This window comes from Lentilactobacillus kosonis (genome assembly GCF_003864335.1).
Classification (GTDB): Bacteria; Bacillota; Bacilli; order Lactobacillales; family Lactobacillaceae; genus Lentilactobacillus; species Lentilactobacillus kosonis.
On record NZ_BEXA01000003.1, the window covers coordinates 277,678 to 301,183 of the forward strand.

The window sequence follows — 23,506 nt, forward strand, 5'->3', positions numbered from 1 at the left end:
ATTTTAACCCCCAACTGATTGGAATATACTTTATATAATACCTGAGAATTTAGCGAAATGAATGTTAAAAGCTTTGCTATCAGTTTTCAATGAACTATACTTGTTTCTAACGTTATATTTAGGAGGAATCAAAATGGTTAACACCCCAAAAGAAGTAATTGACGAGTCCTTATTCAAGGATGATCTTTATCAAGCCGTTAATGGTAACTGGTTAAAGGATGCCACGATTCCTGACGACCACGCATCTACTGGTGGCTTTATGGACTTAAATGACAATATCGAAAAAACTTTAATGGCCGATTTTGATAAGCTCCCTGAAACTGACTTATCAACTTTCAATAAGCCATTCCAAGAATTTGCAAAATTATATCAACTTGCACAAAACTTCGATCAACGTGACAAAGATGGCGCTGATCCCATCAAACCACTCCTCAATAAGATTGAAAATCTGAGAGACCTATCAGAGTTGACTAATCAATTAAAGGAATGGAACCTTAGTGGCTTACCATTACCTTTTAACTTTTCAGTGGATGCGGATATGAAGAATACTAAAATCAATGCTTTGTACGCTGGCACTCCTGGCTTGTTCTTGCCCGACAGAACTTACTATGAAAATAACAATCCCGCTTATGAACAACTAATGCCAGCTTTCACCAGCATGGTAACTTCATTATTAGTATTAACTGATTATAGTGGCAGTGAAGCCGACGAGATCATTGAATCCGCTAAGAAATTTGATGCGGCAATTGCCCCTAATGTTAAGTCTGCTGAGGAATCTGCTGATTATACCAAGATGTACAATCCAATGAAATTTAGTGACTTCGCTAAGTACAGTGAGCACATCAACTTTAAATCATATGCTGACGATTTATTTGGTGAAGCTCCCGAACAAATTATCGTTACTGATCCAAAGTATTTCGAAGCCTTTGACAAGCTTGTCAATCCTGATACCTTCAGTGATTTGAAAAATTGGATGTTAGTTAAATTTTTAACATCTGCGACTAGCTACCTATCAGAAGAGTTTCGTCAAACCGGATCAACTTATAGCCGAGCCCTTTCGGGTAAAAAAACTGCTTCTTCTCAAAAGAAATCTGCTTTTTACTTAGCATCTGGTGTTTTTGGTCAGACCGTGGGTGATTATTATGCTCACAAATACTTTGGCCCCAAAGCTAAAGCAGATGTTGAACAAATGGTCCGTAGTATGATTCAAGTTTATCAACAACGTTTAGAGAACAACACTTGGTTAAGTAAAGCTACTAGTGAAAAAGCTGTCCTAAAGCTCAGTAAGCTTGAATTACATGTTGGTTATCCTGACAAAATTGATCCACTTGAATATGAATATAAAGTTATTCCTCAAGGTGAAGGCGGCACATTATTCGCAAATGTAAATCAGTTCATCCGAATCACTAAAGAAGCTCGTTATGCTGAATTAGGCAAGCCAGTTGACCGAACTCGCTGGGATATGAGTGCTAACACTGTTAACGCCTATTACGATCCATCTAAAAATATCATTGTCTTCCCAGCAGCAATTTTGCAAGCTCCATTCTATAGCTTAGAACAGTCAGCTAGTGAAAATTATGGTGGAATTGGGGCCGTGATTGCTCACGAAATCTCGCATGCCTTTGATAACAATGGCTCACAATTCGACGAATTGGGTAATCTAAATAACTGGTGGACAGATGAAGACCGAGAATCTTTTAATAAACTAGCAGATAAGATGATTGCTGAATTCGATGGTATCCCATTTGCTGGCTCCAAGGTAAATGGTAAGTTAACTGTGTCAGAAAATATTGCTGACGCTGGTGGCCTAAGTTGTGCAAATGAAGCCGCCAAAAATGAAGGCGATTATGACCTAAAAGCTTTCTTCATCAATTGGGCGCGCATTTGGCGTATGAAGTCTACTAAAGAATACATGCAACTCTTGCTTAACATTGATGTCCATGCTCCTAATGAGTTACGGGCAAATGTCCAGGTTAAGAATATCGATGACTTTTACACTGCATTTAATGTTGCTGAAGGCGATAAAATGTATCTTCCCACAAATGAGCGGGTAAAAATTTGGTAAAAATTAAATTGAAATAACTAATTAAATAAAATCAGGTAGTTAATCCATTCGTTATGGTTGAGATTAGCTACCTGATTTTTGATTACAATTTAGGATTGTTCGTTAAAGATTGGTTAATTGCCTTGTATTATCATTGTTTTCGCATAACAATTGGAGGTGATATAGGGGGAGCAAAATGAAAAAGCCAACTAGCGTAACATCAAACCATAAATCTTTAATTTATCTGTTTTATACGTTAATTTTTTTAGTTATTTGCGGATTAACGTACTCATTACCATGGTTATCTGGCAAGTCATTAATTTGGAATATTGACGGAATTGCCCAACACTTTCCAATTCTTGCTCAATTTCAAGGTATTCTTCAAGGAACTGTTCATCAATCATTGGCCGGCTGGTCTTGGAATCTTGGAGCTGGTGGTGATCAACTAACCACTTTTGCTTATTATGTCGTCGGTGATCCGTTTAGCTATCTGATTGCATTATTTCCGGCTTCCAAACTAGAACTTGGTTTTCAACTATTAGTATTATTACGGCTATTCTGTGTTGGATTAGCATTTCTTACTTGGGCCAATCGTTTCTCTTTTAGTAACCATAGTAAATTAATTGGAACCCTAGTTTACACATTCTCCGGTTATAATTTCTACGTTTCGATGCATCACCCATTTTTCTTACTACCCATGATTATTTTTCCACTGTTAGCAACAGGTATTGAAATTATGCTTAAACAACGTAACTGGATTCCATTTGCTATTTCCATCGGTCTGGCCTTAATTAGTAATTTTTACTTCGCTTATATTTTATCAATAGGAGCCCTAATTTACTTAATCACTCGAAGCATTCAATTAAAAGCCGAGTCTAATCGCCAGCGGTTTGACTGGTTAATCATCTATCGAACTGGTCAAGCATTCATATCTGGATTGCTCCTCTCAGGAGTAGTCTTGGTCCCAACATTAGTTTCTGTCTTTCAATCGTCCAGATCCATGCATGAAGGTCAGTTTGCTAATGGCTTGCTTCTATATCCCTTAAGCTATTACCTTAGTATCCCTAATCAATTAATTACGACTACGACCGTCAAAAGTTTTTGGTTAGTAGTTAACGTAAGTGGCATTGTCTTCTTAGCGATAATTTATATTTTAGTTCACTTCAAAACTTATAAATATTTGGCTACTGTCTTAAGTGCCATTGGAATTGGCATGTTACTTCCTCAAGTAAGTGCAATCTTCAACGCTCTATCAACACCATCCAATCGCTGGTTACTACTAGCTGTTTTGCCTTTATCACTTGCTACTATGATTTTTATTGATCAGATAGCTGAACTAACTAATCATGATCTGTTATGGCTAATTTGTTCCACCGTTGGTCTTATTATTATCGTCTGGATAACTAGGGGATTCACATTAAAGTTACCTGCTAATGACTTACTCAATTATGGTTGTCTACTATTACTTTTGCTTATTCTAGTAACTGCTAAAGCTACTAGCCTTACGCCAACAAAGTTGGTCACTGCTACCACCGGTATAATCTTAATAAGTCTTATTAACGGCGGTCAAGGATGGTTAAGCCCGAATAATAGTGTCAATACCACTGGTGAGGTCGCTACTGGCGCAGCCACTAAATGGTTACATAACTACTATGACGGCGCTGAAAAATCAGTAAAAACTGATAATAGTTTTTATCGTACTACAACTGCTCGAAACTACTATCCTCATCCAACAGCCGGAAATAACATTCCCGGATTCTTAGGCACTCATGATCTAAACTCCTATTATTCAATTCAAAATGGTCATCTTTATCAATTTAACCAAGCACTTGGAAATGCTCAATCAGTTGCCAATGGCCCAGTTGGTCAAGGAGATAACCGTACTACTCTGCTCAATCTACTGGGAGTTAAATATTTGTTTGCCAAAACCGATATTTTAAACCATCCCCAGTCACTCCCCTATGGATTTAGCCTAATGAAAAATCATCAGGGCAAACCACTTGAATTCCATAACCGGGTTGTTCATGGTTTATCAAACGATTCTGGCACGGTGATTCTAAAATCCAATTTTGCACTTCCACTAGCCTACCTTCAGGAACAAACAATTTCTAAAACATCATATGATCGATTGGACCCCATTCAAAAGGAGCAATCCTTACTTCAAGGAGTACAAGTTAATCGTCCGGTCACAGGCATTAAGAATATCAAACCTTCAATCACAATTAAAAACGTCAAATATTCAACTAAACTTTATACCCAACACATTATCAACAGCGCTTCTAAGACCGTGCGTTATCGTCTCAAGCACTCGCCTAATGCAAATGAGCGTCAGATGGCCACTAAAAAGATGACACGAGCTAACCTAATACAGGCTGCTAAAGCCAACAATGTCCACCCTCGTAGTAAGAGGCTACAATCCATCATCCAGCAAAACAACCGGATAATTGATCTGAATCAATACCATAATCAGTCCGGTTTACATCTAATGACTAGCGATGCTCAGGGACGCCAATTATCATATCAATTAAAAATTGATCAACCGCAACAATTCAAAAATTGCGAACTATATCTGGTCATAAACGGCGTTAATATCACTCCTGATACAATTCATGATCAGCTCAACAAGCTAACCAACCGCGCAACGATAAGTGGCCAACCCGTGTCCCGGCTACAAAAGCTTGATCAATTTAGAAATGCCATTCGATATCCTGACTTAGGAGCATATACACTGTCAGCACAAACCAAAAGCAGCTTTAACTTCTACCGGCAACTGCCTACAAGTAATCTGTCGGATTATTCAAAACGCCAGAATATCGTATTAAATTTAGGATATTCCGCCAAATCACGGGGAGGAGTAGTTATCAGATTTACTGAGGTTAATGCTCTCCACCTTAAGAAGGTTAAGCTAGTTGCTGTCCCATTCAACACGAACAAATATCAACAACACATTACCAAATTACAGCAACAGGGATTGCAACAATTAAGTGTTAAAAACGATAGAATTACTGGACTAACTAATAATTCAAACCAAAAAGCTATCCTGACTACTTCCATTCCTTACAGCAGCGGTTGGCAATTAAAGATCGATGGCAAGAAAACCCCAACTCACCTGGTCAATCAAGGCTTTATTGGTGCAACAATCCCCAAGGGAAGACATCAAATTATCATAAACTATGTCACCCCTGGGCTAAAAATTGGCCAGTTACTTTCAATTGTAGGTATTATTTGGCTAGTTGGTTTCACGATTATTAGATTCATCTACAAACCTAAGAATGAAATTCAAAGCTAGCAAAAAAAGTGTCCGACTTCTTTAATTAGAAGTTGGACACCTTTTTTGCTTTTATTTAAGAGCGCTAAACATCCTTAGCGCCAATTGAGCTCTTGTAACATCTGTATAGGTCAATGGGTTAAAACCATTGGTATTTGCCTTTAATTTATCATAGTCGAAGATTTGAGGAGTTGAACTAGCATAATACATGGCATCATTTTTATTTGGTGAATGATTTAAACCTAACGCATGACCAAATTCATGCGCCAATGTACTAGCATAATCTAAAGTTCTAGCTTTATATCCTAATTTACTAGTAGTAATATCATTCTTCTCAGCCGTTAATTGGGATTGAACTCCCGTAACTTGTTGTTGACGATAAGCATTGAATTTTTGAGTATAATCAGGATCACTATGATCCAATGTAGCAGCATAATTGTCAATATTGGTATTAGCCTGACTAACTAGTTTAGCCATACTATTCCCCATAATTTCATTAGCTAATGTTTTGGGAGCCGCTACATAAAAAGAATAACGAACTTGCATTTTTTTATCGCTTGGTGACCACCAAGCGTCACTTTCATCAGCTAGCGTAGCCTTTTGCTTTGACACAGAAAAAGTTAACGTATGGTTGCTCTTAGTTCCGTACGTCAATGCTTTCCGGCCCAACTTTGATTCCAATAGTTCATCGCTAAATTCAAACTTTGTTTGAGATACTTATTACTGGTCTTAACATAGACACTTGCCGTCTTTTTTGAAGTTAACGCCGTCTGTGAAGCAAGATCCAATCGATATTTTTTAACAATTGCTTTACGATGATCACGATAATACTTATTACTTTTGTTTAATAATGATTTAGTTGGGGTAACGCTTGTCGTACTTGAGGCTGAAGCAGTGACACCAACCATTGGCACAATACCAAATACCCCAATAATTCCAGCAACTAAAATGCGGTTAACGTGTAATTTTTTAAACATTAGTCTCCCCCATAGGTTTCAAATTTAGCTTTATGGTACAAGTCATTCGCCGAGATATCAAGTAATTTGCTAAATACTTATAATTTACTTTAAGCAAAAAACCTGAAGCGAAGATGGCTCTCCGTTTCAGGATTCAAATACTAATTAGCTGTTCATTAAAATATTTAATAATTCTTGTGCGGACTCATTTAAACTTGATTTTTTCTTGTCGTAACCAAGATGCGTATAAATTTCACCAATAAATGTGCCCTTCTTAAATAATGCAGGGAACACCTCATCGATAATTTCTTGAGTTTCAGCTTGCTTTTGAACTGGACCAAATGGGTTTGCAAAGAATGTTGTGCTCATGCCCACTTCATCGGTAGTCCCTAATGCTTTTCGCTTTCCAGCAACAAAGACTGACTTGGCTTCTTGCTCATCTTCAAATTGATGAACTCCAATTTCCTTATCATAGTTGTTAGCATATAACCACATATCAACATGGTGATGTTGAATAATATTTTGATATGTGTTTGCTGGAATAATACAACGAGCATTTGAAAGTTCAGGATTCATATAAATTCCACGATCCATGTTGCTAAAGGCAACTTCAGAACTTAAATCATCTAATCGAACAAAGGCCCCAGTTTCAGTTCCTTGAGCATAGATGGCTTGATCATCCCCAGTTAATGTAAAACTTCCCATATCATCAAAGATTGTTTCAATATTTTCAATCTTGTCATCAGCGATTTCTTGAAGAGCTTCAATTGATTCAGACTTACCGGCGCCACTATCGCCAAAGAAGACAACTGACTTAGTCTTACCATTTGAGAAGGTAATTTTAACCATTGATCCATGAATTGGTAACTTATGCTTACTGATCATGCTTAAGTTGTGTAAGGTTAAAACCATTTTCTTCATGTAACCAAAATAAGTAGTTTTATCATTATATGGAACTTGACCAACGTAAATATCATTTTCTTCATCCAAGAAATAATGACAGTTATCATCAGTATCTGAAGCAGATCCTTCACTACCAAATAGTAAGATAATGTCAGGCTTACGATCTTTAACATCTGCTTCATTAGCTAATTCAAATAGATTTCCCAATGCCAATCCATTGGCAAAATAGTCTCGGTCAAAGTAAATATAGGCTAAGCTCTCACCAACCCACGCTGGATAACAGTACCAGCTATCACGGCCACCTTTGAAGTTTTCAATGGGGTTTTGTTTAGTCTCTGAGAAAACCCCTTCCCGCTTATTACTCTTAGTATGGACCATCATTGGTGGACGCACCATCAATGTATCAATGAATCGAATGCTTGCTAATGAAGCATATTTTGCTGGGACATCCCATTTCACTGATTGGGTAATAATACATGCATTAGTTCCGGCGTTAACTTGGCGATACATATGATTACTATGACCTTGAAGCCGTTCCTCAACACCTCGGTATAAGTTCAAAACTAATTCATTAAAGCGGTTATCAACGTTCATGAATGTCGTTGCCACAATGTCATTTTCGTGTTTGTTAATTGTCGCAATTCGAAGGAGTGATCGATAGTATGTGTACAAATCTTCAATACTATTCAAGATGTCTTCTGATTCGAACTTAAGTTCATCCATGCGATTCATTAAAATATCCTTAATCACATCAACATACTCTTCAACTGAAGCATCATTTAGCGCTGAAGGGGTCTTTTGGAAGCTAGCGTCTGCCAAATAAACCTTGATTACATTAGCTAATTCTTGACTATTAGCTAACTGAAACACGTCTTTAATGTATTTGCTACTGTAATTCAACACTGCAACCCCACGGTCTGAGTTGATGTATAACGGCGCTGTATCAATTTTTTCTTGTACCATAGATTTAAAATCTCCCTCTGACATAAATTTGAATTATTAACATTGTAGACTATTTTGAGGTTTTTTTTAAGCAAATTTTCATTTTTTTGTTTATTCTTTACGAATAATTTCCCCCCCAACAAGAAAATTTGTATGGCTTAGTTAGCTCGATGCTTAAGGATATCTAGCCCATCAAATTAGCATTTAATAGTTACACTAACCAGTACTACCTAAAAACCATTCTAATCTAATGTAAAAATTTATAGTTTAAGCTATAATGATACAAGTAAGATGTGAGGTGATCGACGTGAAACTAAGTGAATATCTCCATAGTCAATTAACATTCTTAAATGAACAGTTAGATGACGCGAAGCAAAATAATAATGAACCAATGCAGTATCTGGTTGACTCAAAAATGTCGGAAGTTAAGTTGATCCTAGAAGCCTTGCAAAAGGGAATTATCAATGAAGTAAATTAGATACCTTTACTTGACATATTTTAATTATCAAATATGCTTAGTTGCGATAATTTAGTTACTTCAGAATTTAATTTTAATAAAGATGAAAAAGGAAGTATATTAATTGATTACATTAAAATCACCACGAGAAATTGAAAAAATGGCCGCATCAGGCGCAGTACTTGCCGGCGTGCACAAAGGTGTTCGCGAAATGATCAAACCCGGTCTTGATACTTGGGAAATTGAAGACTTCGCCAGAAAGTATATTGCTGATCACGGTGCTACCCCTTCTGAATTAGGATTTGAAGGATACAAATACGCTACGTGTATTTCAATCAATGATGAAGTTGCTCACGGGATTCCTCGTAAGGGACTTAAATTAAAGAGCGGTGACATTGTTAAAGTTGATTTAACAGTTAACCTTGATGGTTTTGAAAGTGACTCTTGCTGGTCTTATGCCGTTGGTGACGTTAGCGACGAAGTTAAAAAGTTAATGGATGTCACTCAAAAGTCTTTGTATAAGGGCATTGATAAGGCAGTTATTGGTAACCGGCTGGGTGATATTGGTGCGGCAATCCAAACCTATGTGGAAGATGAAAATGGTTTCGGTGACGTTCGTGACTTAATTGGTCATGGAATCCAACCAACCATGCATGAAGAACCAAACGTTCCTGCTTATGGTAAAGAAGGTCACGGGCTTCGACTTAAAGAAGGTATGACTATTACTATTGAACCAATGGTTAACACTGGCACATGGGAAATCAAAGATCGACTTGATGAAAAAGATGATTGGACATACTATGTATCTGCTGATGGAACGCCATCATCTCAATATGAACATACAATTGCCATTACTAAAGATGGTCCTAAGATTTTAACATCCCAAGGATTAGATATTGATAAGAAATATCAACTTTAGTACTAACAATTAAACGGACACGAATATAATTCGTGTCCGTTTTTTGCAAATCAAAGCATTAGGCATTAACATTAGTTTAACGGTTACCATGGTCGCCTCATGGAGGACGGCCACTTACATAATAATCCTAGGGGGAATCAATTATGAACAACAAAAACTTTAAATTTCCAGACACATCAGCCTATAATTTTGTTATTAACGGGCTTAAAGAGAAAGGCATTTCTCTAGAAGATATTGCTGATATGGCCTATGACTTACAGTCCGTGTTCTTTGATAATCTCACAAAGGAAGAAATGATGAAAAATACAATCAAACGTGATGCATAAACGTGAAGTTCTCAATAATGCAATGGTTGGTTTGGAATTAGATCGATTAGCATCCCAAGGCCTCCTGAAAGAGCCTCTCGAAAGCATCGTCATGAATGACTCCGGCGTTTTCGGGGTTGACGAAGGAATTGCCCTCAACATTGCCAATATTTACGGAACCATTGGGGTCACTAACTATGGATATATCGACCGTGATAAAACCGGTAAGATCAAAGCTTTAGATGAAGGTAAAGACGACATTTCGAATACTTTTATCGATGATATTGTCGGGGCCATCGTCAGCGCGGTTTCAGCTAAAACCGCTCACGAACACAACTAATAACGCCAACCAAAATCAGCAATATTTACTGCTGATTTTTTATTCCAGATACAAAAGGATTATGGCGAACATAATATCTCAATGGCTTATCTGTCCATTCGCCATCAGATACACCAATTCTGCCTGATGAACTAATTTGCCTAGGCATTAATCGGTTATTAACCTCAATGTTCAACTTACCGTCACCAATAATTTCAAAATTCATGGTTTTGTCAGCAATTCCTAAAGCGCTCATTAACTTACCAGGACCATTCGTTAGCTCAACCCCAAATTTAGGGCGGTTACGGTACATAATTTCTTGACCGATTGTTGGCTGAATCGCCCTAATCAATATCCCCTGAGGAACATCTCGTTCCTGAGTGGCAACATCCAATAAATAGCGACCATGGATCGAATATATATAAACCGTTCCTGCTGGCCCGTACAACGGTTCATTCGATGACGTACGCCGACCTTGAAATGCATGAGCTGCAGAATCAAGCTCACCCATATATGCTTCGGTTTCTACAATTCTTCCACCAACCATCCCAATTGGAGATTCATATGTCAAAAGCATTCCTAACATTTGTTGGGCAATTTGATCGGTTGTATCACTATCATAAAAGTTATGAATACTCATAATGTTATTCCTTTCTGCCAAAATGGAGGTAAAATCTATGGAAATAAAAATTGAACGTATCTACGAACATCAACCAACTCCTGGTTATCGAGTTCTCGTTGACCGATTGTGGCCTCGGGGAATTTCTAAGATTACTGCTAAGTTAGACGATTGGGCCAAAGAAATTGCGCCATCAAAAGAACTGCGAACTTGGTTCAATCATGATCCAGAAAAATTTGCCAAATTCAGCGATCGCTACATAACCGAGCTAACAGAAAATGAAAAAACCAGTGATTTTATTTCACTAGTTTCGGAACATCTTAAAAATCAAAATGTAATATTTTTATACGGAGCCAAAGACGTTGAACATAATCAGGCTGTAGTCTTAAAACGCTTTGTTGAAAATCAATTAAACGCCTGACGAATATTTTGAATCGTTAAGTCATTAGTTGTTGGAACAATAATATCTGCTTCATGCAGAATCTGCTTATCACCCACACCAATTGATACCATCTTGGCCGCGTTAATTGATTGAATTCCTATGGCACCATCATCGATTCCGACACATTCATCCACCGTTAAGTTCAACATCTCGGCTGCCTTTAAAAAAACATCTGGTGCTGGTTTATTATGAGCCAATTTGGTTACATCAACGATTTGCTTAAAATAATTTGTTAAACCCAATTTTTCAATCTCCAGCGGCGCATTTTGTGATGCCGAAGCAATAATCATTTTATATCCGTTAGCATTTAAGTCTGCTAATAGTTTCCTAATTCCTGGAAGCACATCATCCGGATTCATTTTTTGTAGATATTTTAAGTAGCGCTTGTTCTTACGTTCAGCAATTGCCTGCTTTTCCTCAGCCGTGTACTTATGTTGAATTCCTCCAGCCTGCAAAATATATTCTAATGAGTCAATTCGATCACGACCCTTAAGCTGCTCTTGAATATCAGCTGTCCAATTGACCCCAAGTAATTCAGCGGTTTCTTGCCAAGCCATTGCATGGTACATCCATGAATCAGTAATTACACCATGTAAATCAAAACACCAGCCTCGAATATTTTTAAATTTATGCATGCTAGTATCCCCCTAAGCACTTTTGTCTTTATGATACACCATTACCCAACAATCTTATTAATTTCAAGATTTAAAAAATAGGCCAGTCAAAACATTTGTTTTGACTGGCCTATTAAACTAAAATTTAGTCGTTACGTACAGCATTAAAAATCCAAGTAATTCCGTACTTATCAACAAATTGTCCATAACGATTACCACTGGACTTTTTTTCAAATGTAACGATTACCTTAACCTCTTCAGAATCAACTGCTCGTTTATAGAGATTCTCCATTTCAGCAACTGCGTCCGAATCGTCCAAGTTAACTTTGAACATCAACGAAATCAAGGAAGAAACTACTGGTTTACCAAGAAAACTGTCAGCACACCAGATTTCCTTGTCCAAGATTTTAAAATGTCCACTCATTGTCATATTTTCAAGATCAACATCATCATTAAATGCCATTTCGGCTGCTTGCTTAGCGGTTGGTGATTCCCGAAAAATATCGGTAGCGCCAAACACATGCTTATAATATTCAAGGGCAGCTTTAGTGTCCTCGAATGTAAGATATGGGATTAATTCTTGATTCATTCACTCAACAGCCCTTACATTTGTTTTAGTACAGCCATAAGAATACCCTAAAACCAAGAGGTCGTCAATTTTAGGTGAATCAAACGGCGTCATCATAAAGTTTTAAAGGAGGAAATTATTTTGCAATTAGCTATCACAATTTTTATTTTAAACGCTCTCTATATTGCCATTAATACTTTCAGAACCATGTTAGTGGTCAAGGGTCATCGATTCCTAGCACCATTAGTTGCTGTGGTCGAAGAATCCATCTACGTTATGGCCTTGGCAATCGCCCTCCAGCATATCGATAGTCCTTTAAATATCGCAGCTTATGCCATTGGGTTTGGGGTCGGAATTTACATTGGTATCGTGATTGAAGACCGGATTGCCTTAGGTTACGTTAACTTTGAAGTCACAGTTCAAATTGATCCTGAAAATCCCATTCATAATAAGAATGAAGACCTGCCAGAAATGCTTCGGGATTTAGGATACGGCGTAACCGTCTCTCACGCTGAAGGTCGTTTTGGACCCCGATTGGTTTTAAGCATCTTAGCTCCCAGAAAGGCTGACCGACGCTTAATGGAACAAATCAGAGAAATCTCACCGGATGCTTTCATCATGGTTCAAGAACCAGTTCAACTCTCAGGTGGCTTTTGGAGTAAAGAAGTTGATCGCAGATATCATAAAGCTAACGGCAATCACTAATCATCAAATAGTCCCAGTTGACGCAAATTTTCCTTAATTGCATCAACCGAGGCTTTTATTTTAGGGTTATCGTCCCGATTACCTTGTAATTTTTCGGCGGCACTTGACTGCTTCATATTTTCGCCAAGATGCTTTTTTCGGGAACTATTAATTGTTCTGCAGCTACACTTTTTTTCGGTTGCTTACCTGCTACCATCTCATCCATGGTTTGATTCAATAATTCATCAACGAAAACATTTCCACTATTGTCGGCATGTCCTTTTGTCCATGAATAAACAATATCAGTAAACTTAGGTAGTAAATGATCAATATCTTGCCATAACTCTCGGTTTTTCAATTCACCCTGACTTCTTTGATATCCCCCGTTTCCGCCAACCAGCCAACCAACCCTTGGTAATGGCATCAATAACGTACTTTGAATCAGCGATAATATGGACGCGCTCATGATTTAAGTTATTATCAAGTAAATACTGAAGGGCGTTGCGAAGACCCATGATTTCCATTCGGTTATTAGTAGCTCCAAACTCACCACCTGTACCTGGAATCTTTTGACCATCCTTAATAATCAAAAATGCCCAAGCGGCAGGATCACTTTGCTTCACATGCCCTCCAGCCACGTTACCGTGATTCCGCGAACCCCCATCTGTATATACGATAATTTCATCTGTTTTTGGTGCTGACTCGGTTAAATTACCAAAACCGCTCTTACCATTAATAAAATCTTCTGCTTCGGCTTTAGTTGGAAAGCTTTTGAAAATTGCTCCTGGAAATTTTGAAATTTGTTTTTGGGCTTCCGGCCAGGTTTTATAAATCCCGGGATTTCGTCCCTGCTTAACAGCATAAAATTTAATAATTCTTACCTCCAAATTATCTATATTAGATTTCAATTTATTAACAATTATTTATATTTTTTCATTATTCTTTTCAATTAGATAAATCTATGCGAAAATATTAGCAAAGGGGGCAATCGCAATGACCCAATTAAACGCAACACTTATTAGTGTTGAAGAAGCTAAGGCACTACTTAAGGATCGCTCAGACCAGATCAACGAGCGATTCCCACAATTAAAACGTCAAGGTAAGTATATACTACCTGATTATCGCTTGACCAGAAAACGTGAAGCTTTTAAGATTCGCAAGCACACTTTTTTGGCCAGACATGCCCGTTCATACGTTGCATTTGACTCAGAAAACGGACAGACACTCTGGATGCATAACTTTTCTAGTTTAACCGAAGCACTTTTCTGGCTCGATACAGGTCTTAAGCCTGGTGATACAGATTCAAGTTCTTCGTATAAGCAATGGAAGATTAAGCACGAAGACGATATCTTGCAGTTAAAAGATATTTTAAGAAGTAGGTCTAAAAAGAACAAGACGTTAGCTACTAATGCCAATAAAAAGTAGTTAATTTACCACGATGACAGGAGTTTACCTGCTCATCGTGGTTTTTTTATTACTAAAGACATCAACTAACTTATCATTATCATTGATTGACTTTCTGATTTACAATTATGATGAGGTGATTTATATGGACGAACAATGGCTTAAAGAACTTCCCCTTACAGAAATCATTTCTGTAACCCCAGTGGGTGGCGGTGACGTTAACCAAGCATATAAGTTAACCACATCAGATGACACCTACTTCTTATTAGTACAACCAAATCACGACGCCGATTTCTACGCTGGCGAAATTGCAGGTTTGGAAGAATTTGCAACGGCAAATATTTTAGCTCCTAGAGTAATCGCCAATGGAGAAATTCATGGTGACGCTTATCTACTAATCACTTATCTATCTAACGGAATTGGCAACCAAGCCGATTTAGGCAGATTAGTAGCTAAGTTACATCGTCATCATAACCCAGATGGAACTTTTGGATTCGATACGGATTATGAAGGTACCGCCATCACTTTTGATAATTCTTGGACTGAATCATGGAGCGATTTGTTCATTAACCGCCGACTGGATAAGTTAAAAGATGAAATTATCAAACAGCACCTATGGTCCGCGGCTGAACTTGCTGAGTTTAACCATGTTCGCCAAATCATTATTAACCAATTAACGGATCATAAAAGCGAACCGTCTCTTCTTCATGGCGATCTTTGGGGTGGCAACTATCTATTTACTGACATTGGCCAACCCGCCCTTATTGATCCAGCTGCCATATATGGCGATCGCGAATTTGATTTAGGCGTGACCACTGTTTTCGGTGGTTTCGATAGTGACTTTTATAAAGCATATAATAAAGCCTATCCTCTCAGTGAAGGGGCCGATCAAAGAATGAAATTCTATCGACTATATTATTTGATGGTTCATTTAGTAAAGTTCGGTGATATGTATGCCAATAGTGTACAATCCGAAATGAACCAAATCGTTAGAAATCTTGGCTAACCTTTAAAAACAAATAACGCGATGTACCCTTAGTTGAGGATACATCGCGTTATTTTTAATTAAAAGAATAATTTAACAACAATAATAGCAAAGATTAACAATATCACTGATGAAATGATGGCTGCAAGAAAAACATTTCTCCCCCGTTGCCAAATCACCCGGAAGTTAACACTAATTCCCAAAGCTGCCATTGCCATCCCTAAGAAAAGATAAGCCGCTTTAACTAACAACTGAATTAAGTGACTGCCTAGTGGTACAAATGTCCCAATAATGCTAGCAAGAATAAATCCGGCCATAAACCAAGGAATTGGTAACTTGGCCTTTGGTTCCTCACCACTACGATCCTTATTGGTACTTCGTTGGTACCATGCACCGATAATCAGTGCCGCTGGCGCTAACATCAATACTCGTGAAAGTTTAGTAACAATCGCTGCATCCATACTTACTGGCCCACCGGCACTACCAGCTGCAACCGCATGAGCAATTTCATGCAATGATGCTCCCGCCATAACCCCGAATTGAGTGGCGGTTAAATGTAGCAATGGTTTTAAACTAATATCAACCAAGGTAAAGATTGTTCCTAAAATGGCAACCACTGCAACAGCTAACACTTCATTTTCTCGTTGGTGTTCAGCTTGTTCTTCTGGAACTTTAATTTGGGGAGAAATTCCCATTACGGCTGCCGCCCCACAAATTCCAGTTCCACCAGCTGCCAGAATCGCTAATTCTTTTTCAACATTTAATTTGCGGGCAATTGTATATGTTAATAAAATTGTTCCAGTAACCACCACCATGGCCAATAAAATGGTTTTAACCCCCCGCACGGGCCAGATCAAGCAAATTAAGTTTAAATCCTAATAAAATAATTCCTAATCGCAAAAATTTATTGGAAATAAATCCGATTCCAAACTTCGCCTGTTTCACTGGTCCTTTGAATACTTGAAAAACCATTCCCATTAATAGTGAAATTACCAATGCGCCAACCAAATTAAGATATGGTAATCCGGCTAAAAACGTTCCAATCAAGGCACAGATTAGCGTTAAAATAGCCGCTAATCCAAAGCTTTTTATTTCAGTCACACTATAATTTTTCATTTTATCTCCTCCATCACAGTAACTAGCTTATCAAAGACGTTGTATAAATGAAAATTATTAAGTATGATAATGATATAAGCATAACTTATGGGGATGACTAAATGTTAGATAATAAATTTATTACGTTTCTTGTGTTATACCAAACTAAATCCTTTACAAATACCGCCAAGCAATTGTTTATTACCCAACCTGCCGTTTCCCAACAGATTCAGGCATTACAACAGGAACTAGCAGTCAAGTTAGTAGAGTATCAGCATTCTCAACTAACATTTACCTCAGAAGGTATTAAATTGGCTAAACTAATTGAACGAATCAGCACGCAAACTCAACAAGGATTAGCCAATATTACTAATCCGGAAAAAAGTCAGAGTATTTCTTTTGGCACCACCCTTTCATTCAATGAAATGATTGAACCACAATTTATTCAACAACTTGCTAATGATTACTCAAAAATCAACTGTGTCATCAAAAACACCGCGACCATTGTGGAACAACTAATCAGTGGTGAAATTGAATTTGGATTAATTGAAGGTAACTTTGATCGCCAAATTTCGCAAACATCTTGATCAGTCAGGATAGGTTTGTCGGAGTTTGCAACCAAAACCATCCCTTTAGTGGTCGCCAAATTTCAATCGATGAACTTTTAACGAACCAGTTATTGATACGTGAACCAGGTTCAGGTAGCCGATTTATCTTTGAAAATTGGTTGGCTGGTATGAATTACGACCTAAGTGATTTTGATCAAATCATTTCAGTTGGAGATATCTTTACTATCCAGCAGCTGCTAAGCCAGAATCTGGGGGTAAGTTTTATGTATCAATCAGCTGCTCGCTCATTACCGGCTTCATTTAACCTTGCTACATTTAGTCTGATCAACTTTAATATCAGTCATGAACTTAACATGGTCTATCTTCCTGGAACCCCCAAGGAAAATCTATTCGCTAGCATGGCTAAACTCATCTCACAAATTTTATCCGAACAATAAAAAACGAGTGAAGCTTTAATTAATCGCTTCACCCGTGTCCATATTTTTATTAAATTAATTAAGCATTAAAGTTATTCTCTACCTGTTTAGGGGATGTCTTAACTAAAATCTCACCGTTATGAATTGAGTATAAAATTTCTGAACGCTCATTAAGAGCATTATAGAAATTATCATTGTTCATAATAATACAGTTAGCTGGTTTACCAACTTCAATTCCATAATGGTCAGCCACATGCATTGCCTTAGCACCATTAAGGGTAATAAATTGATACGAATCTAAAATATCGTTATAACCCATTAAATGTCCCACATGTAATCCCATATGCAAGGCATCAAGCATATTTCCATTTCCCATTGGGTACCATGGATCTTTAATATCATCTTCACCAAAGGCAACATTGATACCATCAGCATGAAGTTCCTTAACCCGCGTCATGCCTCGTCGTTTAGGATAAGTATCAAAGCGGCCACCCAAATTAGTGTTAACCAATGGGTTAGCAATAAAGTTGATGCCTGACATCTTTAACAATCTAAATAGTTTGTAGGCATAAGCATCATTATATGAACCCATTGCAGTAGTATGACTAGCCGTTACTTTATCACCCATGCCACTTTCCAATGCTAATGTAGCTAGGGTTTCAAGACTCCGTGATTGTGGATCGTCGATTTCATCACAGTGGACATCCACTAATTTATTTTTTGTTCAGCTAACTTCATTAAAAATTTTAGTGACTCAACCCCGTATTCACGAGTGAATTCAAAATGCGGAATCCCCCCCATTGCATCGGCCCCTAAGTCAGCAGCCTCGGTCATTAGCTCCTTACCATTTGGGAATGACAAGATACCTTCTTGAGGAAAAGCAACTAATTGTAACTCAACTTGATCCTTAACCTCTTCACGAACTTCAATCAACGCCTTTAATGCAGTTAGATTAGGGTCAGTAACGTCAACGTGGCTCCGAACGAATTGAATTCCGTTTGCGACCTGAATCTTAATTGCTTGCTTAGCCCGTGTCTTAACATCTTCTTTAGTTAACGTCTTTTTTCGTTCACTCCAAATCCGAATTCCATCAAATAATGTTCCGGTCTGATTCCATTCAGGATCACCAGCGGTCATTGTGGCGTCCAAATGAACATGTGGATCAACGAATGGTGGCAAAGTAGTTTATCAGTTGCATCAATCACTTGCTCACCATCACGACTTTCAAGCTTTGGCGCAATTTCAGCAAACTTACCGTCTTCAATTCGAACATCTTGACGGGCCTCTGCATTTTGAATATGAACATTTTTAATTAACATCTAAATATCCCCCGAACTCATAGTCTCAGTAAATTATATCTCAAAACAGGTTTGCTGTTGGAGATATTTGCAATTCAGTGTGATAATAATCATAAAACTTACTAAGAGGTGCCTAAATTGATACAAGTAAACAAGCACTTTTCATTACCTAGAATCCTTACTTTAGGTTTTATTATTATCATCGTTATTGGGACGTTATTATTATCTTTACCAATCGCCACTAATTCCGGTCACTCAACAGGCTATTTAAATGAACTATTTACCGCTACCTCTGCTACCTGTATTACTGGAATGACGGTCGTTAACACGGCTCTTCACTGGAGTATATTTGGCAAAATCGTAATTTTAATTTTAGTTGAAATTGGCGGCTTAGGCTTCATGACGTTTGCCGTTCTTTTATTTTCTTTTTTAAGAAGGAAAGTTGACCTAACCACATCTTTACTTGCTAAAGAATCATTAAGCATCCAGTCCACTGATAAAGTATATCGGGTTGTTAAACTAGTTATCTATTTTTCGTTACTCATTCAAGGATTAGGTACGGCACTATTATTTATTGACTTCGGTCAACGTTATGGCTTTTGGAAGGGCATTGGCTATAGTATTTTTCATTCAATCAGTGCTTTTTGTAACGCCGGGTTTGACCTTTATGCCAATTCACTAACTAAATTTGCGGGTGATTCGTATTTATTGTTAGTTTTATCCGGACTAATCATCACTGGTTCATTAGGTTTTTTAGTTTGGGAAGACTTACTACTGTTCCGGCAAATCATCGGTTATCCCTTCATACCAAACTTGCACTGGTAACTTACTTAGGCCTAATTGGTATTAGTTTTATTGTTTATCTAATTACCGAACAAAATTTTAATAATCAGACTCAATTAACCGATTTTCAGCGGTTGGTTGACACCTTTTTTATCTCGGTTTCACCTCGAACAGCCGGCTTTTACGTATTTAACTACAACAATTTCTCTGACGCCGGGGTTTTGTTTACAATCATCTTAATGTTTATTGGTGGAACTCCCGGATCCACTGCTGGGGGAATCAAAACGACGACCGTGGGCATCTTGTTAATCAAGGTTTGGTCAATTCTTCGGGGGAAACGAGATGCCACATTTATGGGCCGGCGCTTCTCCGATGACAATGTTAATCGATCATTAACTTTAGGATTCCTAGTCGCTGTTACCCTTGGCATTGCTGCCCTAATATTATTGACTACCGAATCAATTCCTAAATATATGGGCTTTGAATACATTATCTTTGACGTTGTTTCTGCATTTGGAACTACCGGCTTAACGCTAGGACTAACTCCTCACCTAACTGTTATTGGAAAATTAATTTTCTGTATTTTAATGTTCATGGGCCGAGTTGGTATCTTTACCGTTATGTACTCTGTCTTAACAACTCACCATCCAGATGATGAATTCAGATATCCAGAAGAAAATATCATGATTGGTTAAAGGAGCGTTTAATATGAAACAAAATTTTGCTGTAATCGGCTTAGGCCTATTTGGTGGTAGTATCGTTGACACTTTGTGTGCTCACGGCCAAGAAATCTTAGTCATCGATAAAAAAGAAGAACTCGTTAATCAATATCGGGATGTCGTTACCGCAGCAGTCGTGGCTGATGCTCAAAACGAAACTGCCATGAAACAACTCGATATTGGTAACTTTGATAATGTCTTCATTTCAATTGCCACGGATGTCGAGGCCAGTGTAATGGCCACTATGATTTGTAAGGACCTAGGAGTAAAGCATCTAGTCTGCAAAGCTGAAAACCAGCGGCACGCCCGTGTGTTACAGCGGCTTGGCGCTGATGAGGTTATCCAACCCGAGCGGGACATGGGTAAACGGACGGCCATTCATGCGATGGATCCTAAAATTATTGGTGATTTAAAACTTTCAGGAACCCTCTCCGTAGCCGAACTGCAATTATCTAATAAAAAATTTACTGATCAGACGCTGGAAGAGCTTAATCTAACGCATAACTTTAAAGTAACTATCATTGCCGTTTCTCGAGCTGATCAAAGCGAAACATTCATCGCTGAACCAACGACAACTCTTAGAGACAATGACATTATTACCATCATCGGTAATCAGGAAGATGTCGAAAAATTCGAAATGCTGGCAACCGCTGATTAATAATTAATGCACAAAAAAGCCTTCGCCGATTGGCGAAGCTTTTAAAACACAAGCACGTAATTACTTAGCTGGTTTTGACTTCAAAAACTTTTGAAGATCAGCAATTTGTTGGTTACGTTTTGCGTCATTTTTCTTGTTGATTGGACGACGTCCTTGAACGCCATTTGGATGACATTTACGCATTGTAGAATTCTCCTTATAAGCTTTAATAATTCTCTTAACTTCAATAGACTTTTATATTGTACTACAATCCATATCAGAAAATCAAACTAACATTAAAAAGTCAAACTATGGTAACATTTACAACCAAATAAGCTAATTGAGGTGATCAATAATGGTAGAACAATATCCCCAAGTCCTAACGATAGCGGGATCTGATAGTGACGGCAGTGCCGGCATGCAAGCTGATCTACACACATTTTTTAGAAGAAAAGTTTATGGCGCGTCAGTTATGACGGCCTGTGTTGCTGGTAATAGTTATGGAATTCATGACGCAGTAAATTTACCATCAAGTTTTATTAATAGTGAATTTAAAGCCCTCGCAGATGACTATCAAATTCGAGCTAGCAAGACCGGAATGTTATCTGACTCTGAATTAATTATGACAGTAGTTGAAAATTATACCAAATACGATTTTGGACCACTAGTTGTTGATCCCGTAATCACCACCAAGCACGGTAATGTGTTATTGGAAGAAAGTGCTTATCAAACACTCCGGGACGAATTAATTCCCTTAGCAACTGTCATTACCCCTAACTTTTTTGAAGCCCAAAAATTAGCCGAAATGACGATTACAACTGAAGATGACACAAAGTTAGCCGCCCAAAAATTACAGCAGCTGGGGGCTAAAAATATCGTTTTAAAGGGCCGACACGATAACGCTGTCCAATCTGAAGTTTCTGATTACGTTCTCCTGGAATCAGGTGAAGGATTCTTTTTAAATGATAAATTTCACCAAACTGACCGGGTCAATGGTACGGGTGACAGCCTTTCTGCATGTATTGCAGCCGAAATTGCCAAGGGAACTAGCGTCAAAGAAGCGATTAACATTGCCAAAACCTTTGTTAATGAGGCCATAGAGGCTGAAATCAATGTTGGTCACAAGTTTGGACCAATTAATCATTGGGCCCCTAAAGAATAATTATCACCACTTATCTGGATTCCAAATTCGCCCATCTAATTCACCTTCATGCTGCTCAATTCGTTTCGACTGCTCGATTACTAGCTCCTTGGTAGCAACAAACAGAGCCCGTTCAATAAATGACGTGGAATCTTTGGCTTGCTGATCTAACTGTGCTAACAACCATTTTTGCTCGTCATCCATAGCTATTCCTCCTCATCACGAATTAATTTAATATTTTCTCGTAAGTCATCAATCCGATCTTTTCTATTGCTAATAGAATCGATAATTAGATTGATGGCTGTTTTATTTTCTCGCTGTGCCATAATCATTTTTAGTTGACCAGTAAGCCACTCAGTTCTGCCCGTTAAAGAAATGGTTGATCAGCGTTTAAATATGCTGCATAATCTCCGACCAGCTGTAACTTCTGCCGTTCATCCATGTAACTAAACTGTTCAATTGGGAATACTGGTAAAAACTTCATGCCCGCTTTATTGGCAAATGCGGCATATGGCGCCATCAATTCTGAAATTGTAAATTGCTCACTGCCGCCTAGTTGAAATTGACTTAGCGCATCACCGAGTGTTACAACGATTCCCAGTTCCTTACCACTTAGAGCCCGTTCACTCTCAATGTACTTTCTAGTAAACACAGTTTGCATATAGCGATTTAAGCTATCTGGTGATTGATACCAATACATTGGAAACTGGAAAACGATTCGATCAGCTGAGCGTAACCGTAATTGTTCTTGCTCAATATCGATTTTGTCAGTTGGATACGTTAAGTCAATCGATTCATAAAAAACATTTGAAAAAAATTTTCCGGTCGTCTCAAGAAACTTCTGCGTGCCAGACCCCTTGATTTCAGGGTGTGAAACTAGTATTTGAGTATTCATATTCTTTGCCTCACTAAATGTATGGGTTTTCATTGGTCTAGATTTGTTGTAAAATAATTTCATAAGCTACGAAGGAGGTTTGTCCAATGGCAAGTTATTCTGTACACACAGCCTACCAAAACATTGGTGCCAAAACTACTACAATAGCTGGCAATCATGAGTTCATATCTGATCGACCTGTTAAAGTACATGGAACAGATGCAGGACCAACCCCAGTTGAATATCTACTTGGTTCAATTGGGGCTTGTCTAGGCGCAACTGCCAGTTACTTAGCTCGCAGAATGGAAAAGCTTGAAATTAAAAAATTCACCGTTGACGTTAATGGCAACGTCCAAGTTTTCCCAGATAAATCATCAAAGATATCTACAATCAACATTATAATTGATTGCAAAACAAATTTAAGTGACAGTGATCAACAAAAATTTGTCGAAGAAGTCATCCACCGATGCACAATTCATAAAACATTAGAGGATGCTACCGAGATGACAATTGAAATTAGATAATATATAGGATGGTAAGAGCGA

24 protein-coding genes and 4 pseudogenes are annotated in these 23,506 nt (G+C 38.0%); 15 read left to right on the plus strand and 13 right to left on the minus strand.

Translation table 11 applies throughout. The features are described 5' to 3' along the window. Window positions 1-133: 133 nt before the first annotated feature. Both NBRC111893_RS06795 and NBRC111893_RS06800 read left to right on the plus strand, forming a co-directional pair. Window positions 134-2,065, plus strand: a complete 1,932-nt coding sequence (locus NBRC111893_RS06795; RefSeq protein WP_191984830.1) for a M13 family metallopeptidase — start codon at window positions 134-136, stop codon at window positions 2,063-2,065. A 175-nt stretch (window positions 2,066-2,240) separates the two neighbouring features. Beyond that, complete coding sequence (locus NBRC111893_RS06800; RefSeq protein ID WP_125008476.1) at window positions 2,241-5,333, plus strand: YfhO family protein; 3,093 nt, start codon at window positions 2,241-2,243, stop codon at window positions 5,331-5,333. 51 nt (window positions 5,334-5,384) lie between these two features. On the opposite strand, the gene NBRC111893_RS06805 is transcribed toward NBRC111893_RS06800, so the two are convergent. The 3 genes from NBRC111893_RS06805 to NBRC111893_RS06815 form a co-directional block, all read right to left on the minus strand. Next, entirely contained in the window at window positions 5,385-5,993 is a 609-nt protein-coding gene (locus NBRC111893_RS06805) for a matrixin family metalloprotease (RefSeq protein WP_125008477.1), read from the minus strand. Then, window positions 5,963-6,289 carry a hypothetical protein gene (locus NBRC111893_RS06810; protein WP_125008478.1) on the minus strand — a complete coding sequence of 109 codons (327 nt, stop codon included), beginning with the start codon at window positions 6,287-6,289 and terminating at the stop codon, window positions 5,963-5,965. The genes NBRC111893_RS06805 and NBRC111893_RS06810 overlap by 31 nt, the downstream gene beginning before the upstream one ends. Window positions 6,290-6,433: 144 nt before the next feature. Then, complete coding sequence (locus NBRC111893_RS06815; RefSeq protein ID WP_125008479.1) at window positions 6,434-8,134, minus strand: phosphoenolpyruvate carboxykinase; 1,701 nt, start codon at window positions 8,132-8,134, stop codon at window positions 6,434-6,436. Between the two features lie 286 nt (window positions 8,135-8,420). Here NBRC111893_RS06815 and NBRC111893_RS10825 point away from each other — a divergent pair, with 286 nt between their 5' ends. From NBRC111893_RS10825 to NBRC111893_RS06825, 3 genes and pseudogenes are all read left to right on the plus strand, one after another. After that, window positions 8,421-8,591: a hypothetical protein gene (locus tag NBRC111893_RS10825; RefSeq protein WP_191984831.1), complete on the plus strand. Its 171-nt coding sequence runs from the start codon at window positions 8,421-8,423 to the stop codon at window positions 8,589-8,591. Window positions 8,592-8,694: 103 nt separating this feature from the next. Then, complete coding sequence (map, locus tag NBRC111893_RS06820) at window positions 8,695-9,489, plus strand: type I methionyl aminopeptidase (protein ID WP_125008480.1); 795 nt, start codon at window positions 8,695-8,697, stop codon at window positions 9,487-9,489. Between the two features lie 143 nt (window positions 9,490-9,632). Further along, window positions 9,633-10,134: pseudogene (locus NBRC111893_RS06825) on the plus strand (phosphatidylglycerophosphatase A family protein). Window positions 10,135-10,159: 25 nt separating this feature from the next. Here NBRC111893_RS06825 and NBRC111893_RS06830 read toward each other — a convergent pair. Next, window positions 10,160-10,753, minus strand: coding sequence for a DNA-3-methyladenine glycosylase (locus NBRC111893_RS06830; RefSeq protein ID WP_191984832.1), 594 nt, complete (start codon window positions 10,751-10,753; stop codon window positions 10,160-10,162). Between the two features lie 37 nt (window positions 10,754-10,790). Between NBRC111893_RS06830 and NBRC111893_RS06835 the strand changes: the two genes are divergently transcribed. Continuing rightward, on the plus strand, window positions 10,791-11,153 hold the full coding sequence (locus NBRC111893_RS06835) for a DUF488 domain-containing protein (RefSeq protein ID WP_125008481.1): 363 nt from the start codon (window positions 10,791-10,793) through the stop codon (window positions 11,151-11,153). Here the strand turns inward: NBRC111893_RS06835 and pgmB are convergent. Beyond that, window positions 11,138-11,809: a beta-phosphoglucomutase gene (gene pgmB, locus NBRC111893_RS06840; protein ID WP_125008482.1), complete on the minus strand. Its 672-nt coding sequence runs from the start codon at window positions 11,807-11,809 to the stop codon at window positions 11,138-11,140. The genes NBRC111893_RS06835 and pgmB overlap by 16 nt on opposite strands. A gap of 124 nt (window positions 11,810-11,933) precedes the next feature. Beyond that, the gene (locus tag NBRC111893_RS06845) at window positions 11,934-12,377 is read right to left on the minus strand and encodes a VOC family protein (RefSeq protein WP_125008483.1); all 444 of its coding nucleotides are present in this window, start codon (window positions 12,375-12,377) and stop codon (window positions 11,934-11,936) included. Between the two features lie 120 nt (window positions 12,378-12,497). Here NBRC111893_RS06845 and NBRC111893_RS06850 point away from each other — a divergent pair, with 120 nt between their 5' ends. Further along, the gene (locus tag NBRC111893_RS06850) at window positions 12,498-13,061 is read left to right on the plus strand and encodes a DUF2179 domain-containing protein (RefSeq protein ID WP_125008484.1); all 564 of its coding nucleotides are present in this window, start codon (window positions 12,498-12,500) and stop codon (window positions 13,059-13,061) included. 112 nt (window positions 13,062-13,173) lie between these two features. Here the strand turns inward: NBRC111893_RS06850 and NBRC111893_RS11335 are convergent, their stop codons facing one another. Then, window positions 13,174-13,398: a ribonuclease H family protein gene (locus NBRC111893_RS11335; protein ID WP_225417635.1), complete on the minus strand. Its 225-nt coding sequence runs from the start codon at window positions 13,396-13,398 to the stop codon at window positions 13,174-13,176. A gap of 1 nt (window position 13,399) precedes the next feature. Then, window positions 13,400-13,927 (minus strand): ribonuclease H family protein, encoded by a 528-nt coding sequence (locus tag NBRC111893_RS06855; RefSeq protein ID WP_225417637.1) that lies wholly within the window; start codon window positions 13,925-13,927, stop codon window positions 13,400-13,402. A gap of 106 nt (window positions 13,928-14,033) precedes the next feature. Between NBRC111893_RS06855 and NBRC111893_RS06860 the strand changes: the two genes are divergently transcribed. Both NBRC111893_RS06860 and NBRC111893_RS06865 read left to right on the plus strand, forming a co-directional pair. Continuing rightward, window positions 14,034-14,465: a hypothetical protein gene (locus tag NBRC111893_RS06860; protein ID WP_125008485.1), complete on the plus strand. Its 432-nt coding sequence runs from the start codon at window positions 14,034-14,036 to the stop codon at window positions 14,463-14,465. Between the two features lie 124 nt (window positions 14,466-14,589). Continuing rightward, window positions 14,590-15,450, plus strand: a complete 861-nt coding sequence (locus NBRC111893_RS06865) for a fructosamine kinase family protein (protein ID WP_125008578.1) — start codon at window positions 14,590-14,592, stop codon at window positions 15,448-15,450. Window positions 15,451-15,509: 59 nt separating this feature from the next. On the opposite strand, the pseudogene NBRC111893_RS06870 reads toward NBRC111893_RS06865, so the two are convergent. Continuing rightward, a pseudogene (locus tag NBRC111893_RS06870) lies at window positions 15,510-16,545 on the minus strand (YeiH family protein). 101 nt (window positions 16,546-16,646) lie between these two features. Between NBRC111893_RS06870 and NBRC111893_RS06875 the strand changes: the two are divergent. Beyond that, the gene (locus NBRC111893_RS06875; RefSeq protein ID WP_125008486.1) at window positions 16,647-17,111 is read left to right on the plus strand and encodes a LysR family transcriptional regulator; all 465 of its coding nucleotides are present in this window, start codon (window positions 16,647-16,649) and stop codon (window positions 17,109-17,111) included. Next, window positions 17,108-17,530: a LysR substrate-binding domain-containing protein gene (locus NBRC111893_RS06880; RefSeq protein ID WP_160114459.1), complete on the plus strand. Its 423-nt coding sequence runs from the start codon at window positions 17,108-17,110 to the stop codon at window positions 17,528-17,530. Before NBRC111893_RS06875 ends, NBRC111893_RS06880 begins: the two co-directional genes overlap by 4 nt. A gap of 58 nt (window positions 17,531-17,588) precedes the next feature. On the opposite strand, the pseudogene codA reads toward NBRC111893_RS06880, so the two are convergent. Then, window positions 17,589-18,828: pseudogene (gene codA / locus NBRC111893_RS06885) on the minus strand (cytosine deaminase). A gap of 120 nt (window positions 18,829-18,948) precedes the next feature. Between codA and NBRC111893_RS06890 the strand changes: the two are divergent. Both NBRC111893_RS06890 and NBRC111893_RS06895 read left to right on the plus strand, forming a co-directional pair. Next, window positions 18,949-20,285, plus strand: a pseudogene (locus NBRC111893_RS06890) (TrkH family potassium uptake protein). A gap of 13 nt (window positions 20,286-20,298) precedes the next feature. Continuing rightward, on the plus strand, window positions 20,299-20,967 hold the full coding sequence (locus NBRC111893_RS06895; RefSeq protein WP_125008488.1) for a potassium channel family protein: 669 nt from the start codon (window positions 20,299-20,301) through the stop codon (window positions 20,965-20,967). A gap of 60 nt (window positions 20,968-21,027) precedes the next feature. On the opposite strand, the gene NBRC111893_RS11835 is transcribed toward NBRC111893_RS06895, so the two are convergent. Continuing rightward, the gene (locus NBRC111893_RS11835) at window positions 21,028-21,150 is read right to left on the minus strand and encodes a hypothetical protein (protein WP_261341432.1); all 123 of its coding nucleotides are present in this window, start codon (window positions 21,148-21,150) and stop codon (window positions 21,028-21,030) included. A gap of 151 nt (window positions 21,151-21,301) precedes the next feature. Between NBRC111893_RS11835 and thiD the strand changes: the two genes are divergently transcribed. Beyond that, the gene (gene thiD, locus NBRC111893_RS06900; RefSeq protein WP_125008489.1) at window positions 21,302-22,108 is read left to right on the plus strand and encodes a bifunctional hydroxymethylpyrimidine kinase/phosphomethylpyrimidine kinase; all 807 of its coding nucleotides are present in this window, start codon (window positions 21,302-21,304) and stop codon (window positions 22,106-22,108) included. Between the two features lie 3 nt (window positions 22,109-22,111). Here thiD and NBRC111893_RS06905 read toward each other — a convergent pair whose 3' ends face one another. Both NBRC111893_RS06905 and NBRC111893_RS06910 read right to left on the minus strand, forming a co-directional pair. Further along, window positions 22,112-22,291 (minus strand): hypothetical protein, encoded by a 180-nt coding sequence (locus NBRC111893_RS06905; protein ID WP_125008490.1) that lies wholly within the window; start codon window positions 22,289-22,291, stop codon window positions 22,112-22,114. A gap of 163 nt (window positions 22,292-22,454) precedes the next feature. Further along, a complete protein-coding gene (locus NBRC111893_RS06910) occupies window positions 22,455-22,982 on the minus strand; it encodes an NAD(P)H-dependent oxidoreductase (RefSeq protein ID WP_225417639.1) in 528 nt (175 codons plus the stop codon). An 86-nt stretch (window positions 22,983-23,068) separates the two neighbouring features. Here NBRC111893_RS06910 and NBRC111893_RS06915 point away from each other — a divergent pair, with 86 nt between their 5' ends. Then, the gene (locus NBRC111893_RS06915) at window positions 23,069-23,485 is read left to right on the plus strand and encodes an OsmC family protein (protein WP_125008491.1); all 417 of its coding nucleotides are present in this window, start codon (window positions 23,069-23,071) and stop codon (window positions 23,483-23,485) included. The last annotated feature ends 21 nt before the right edge of the window (window positions 23,486-23,506 follow it).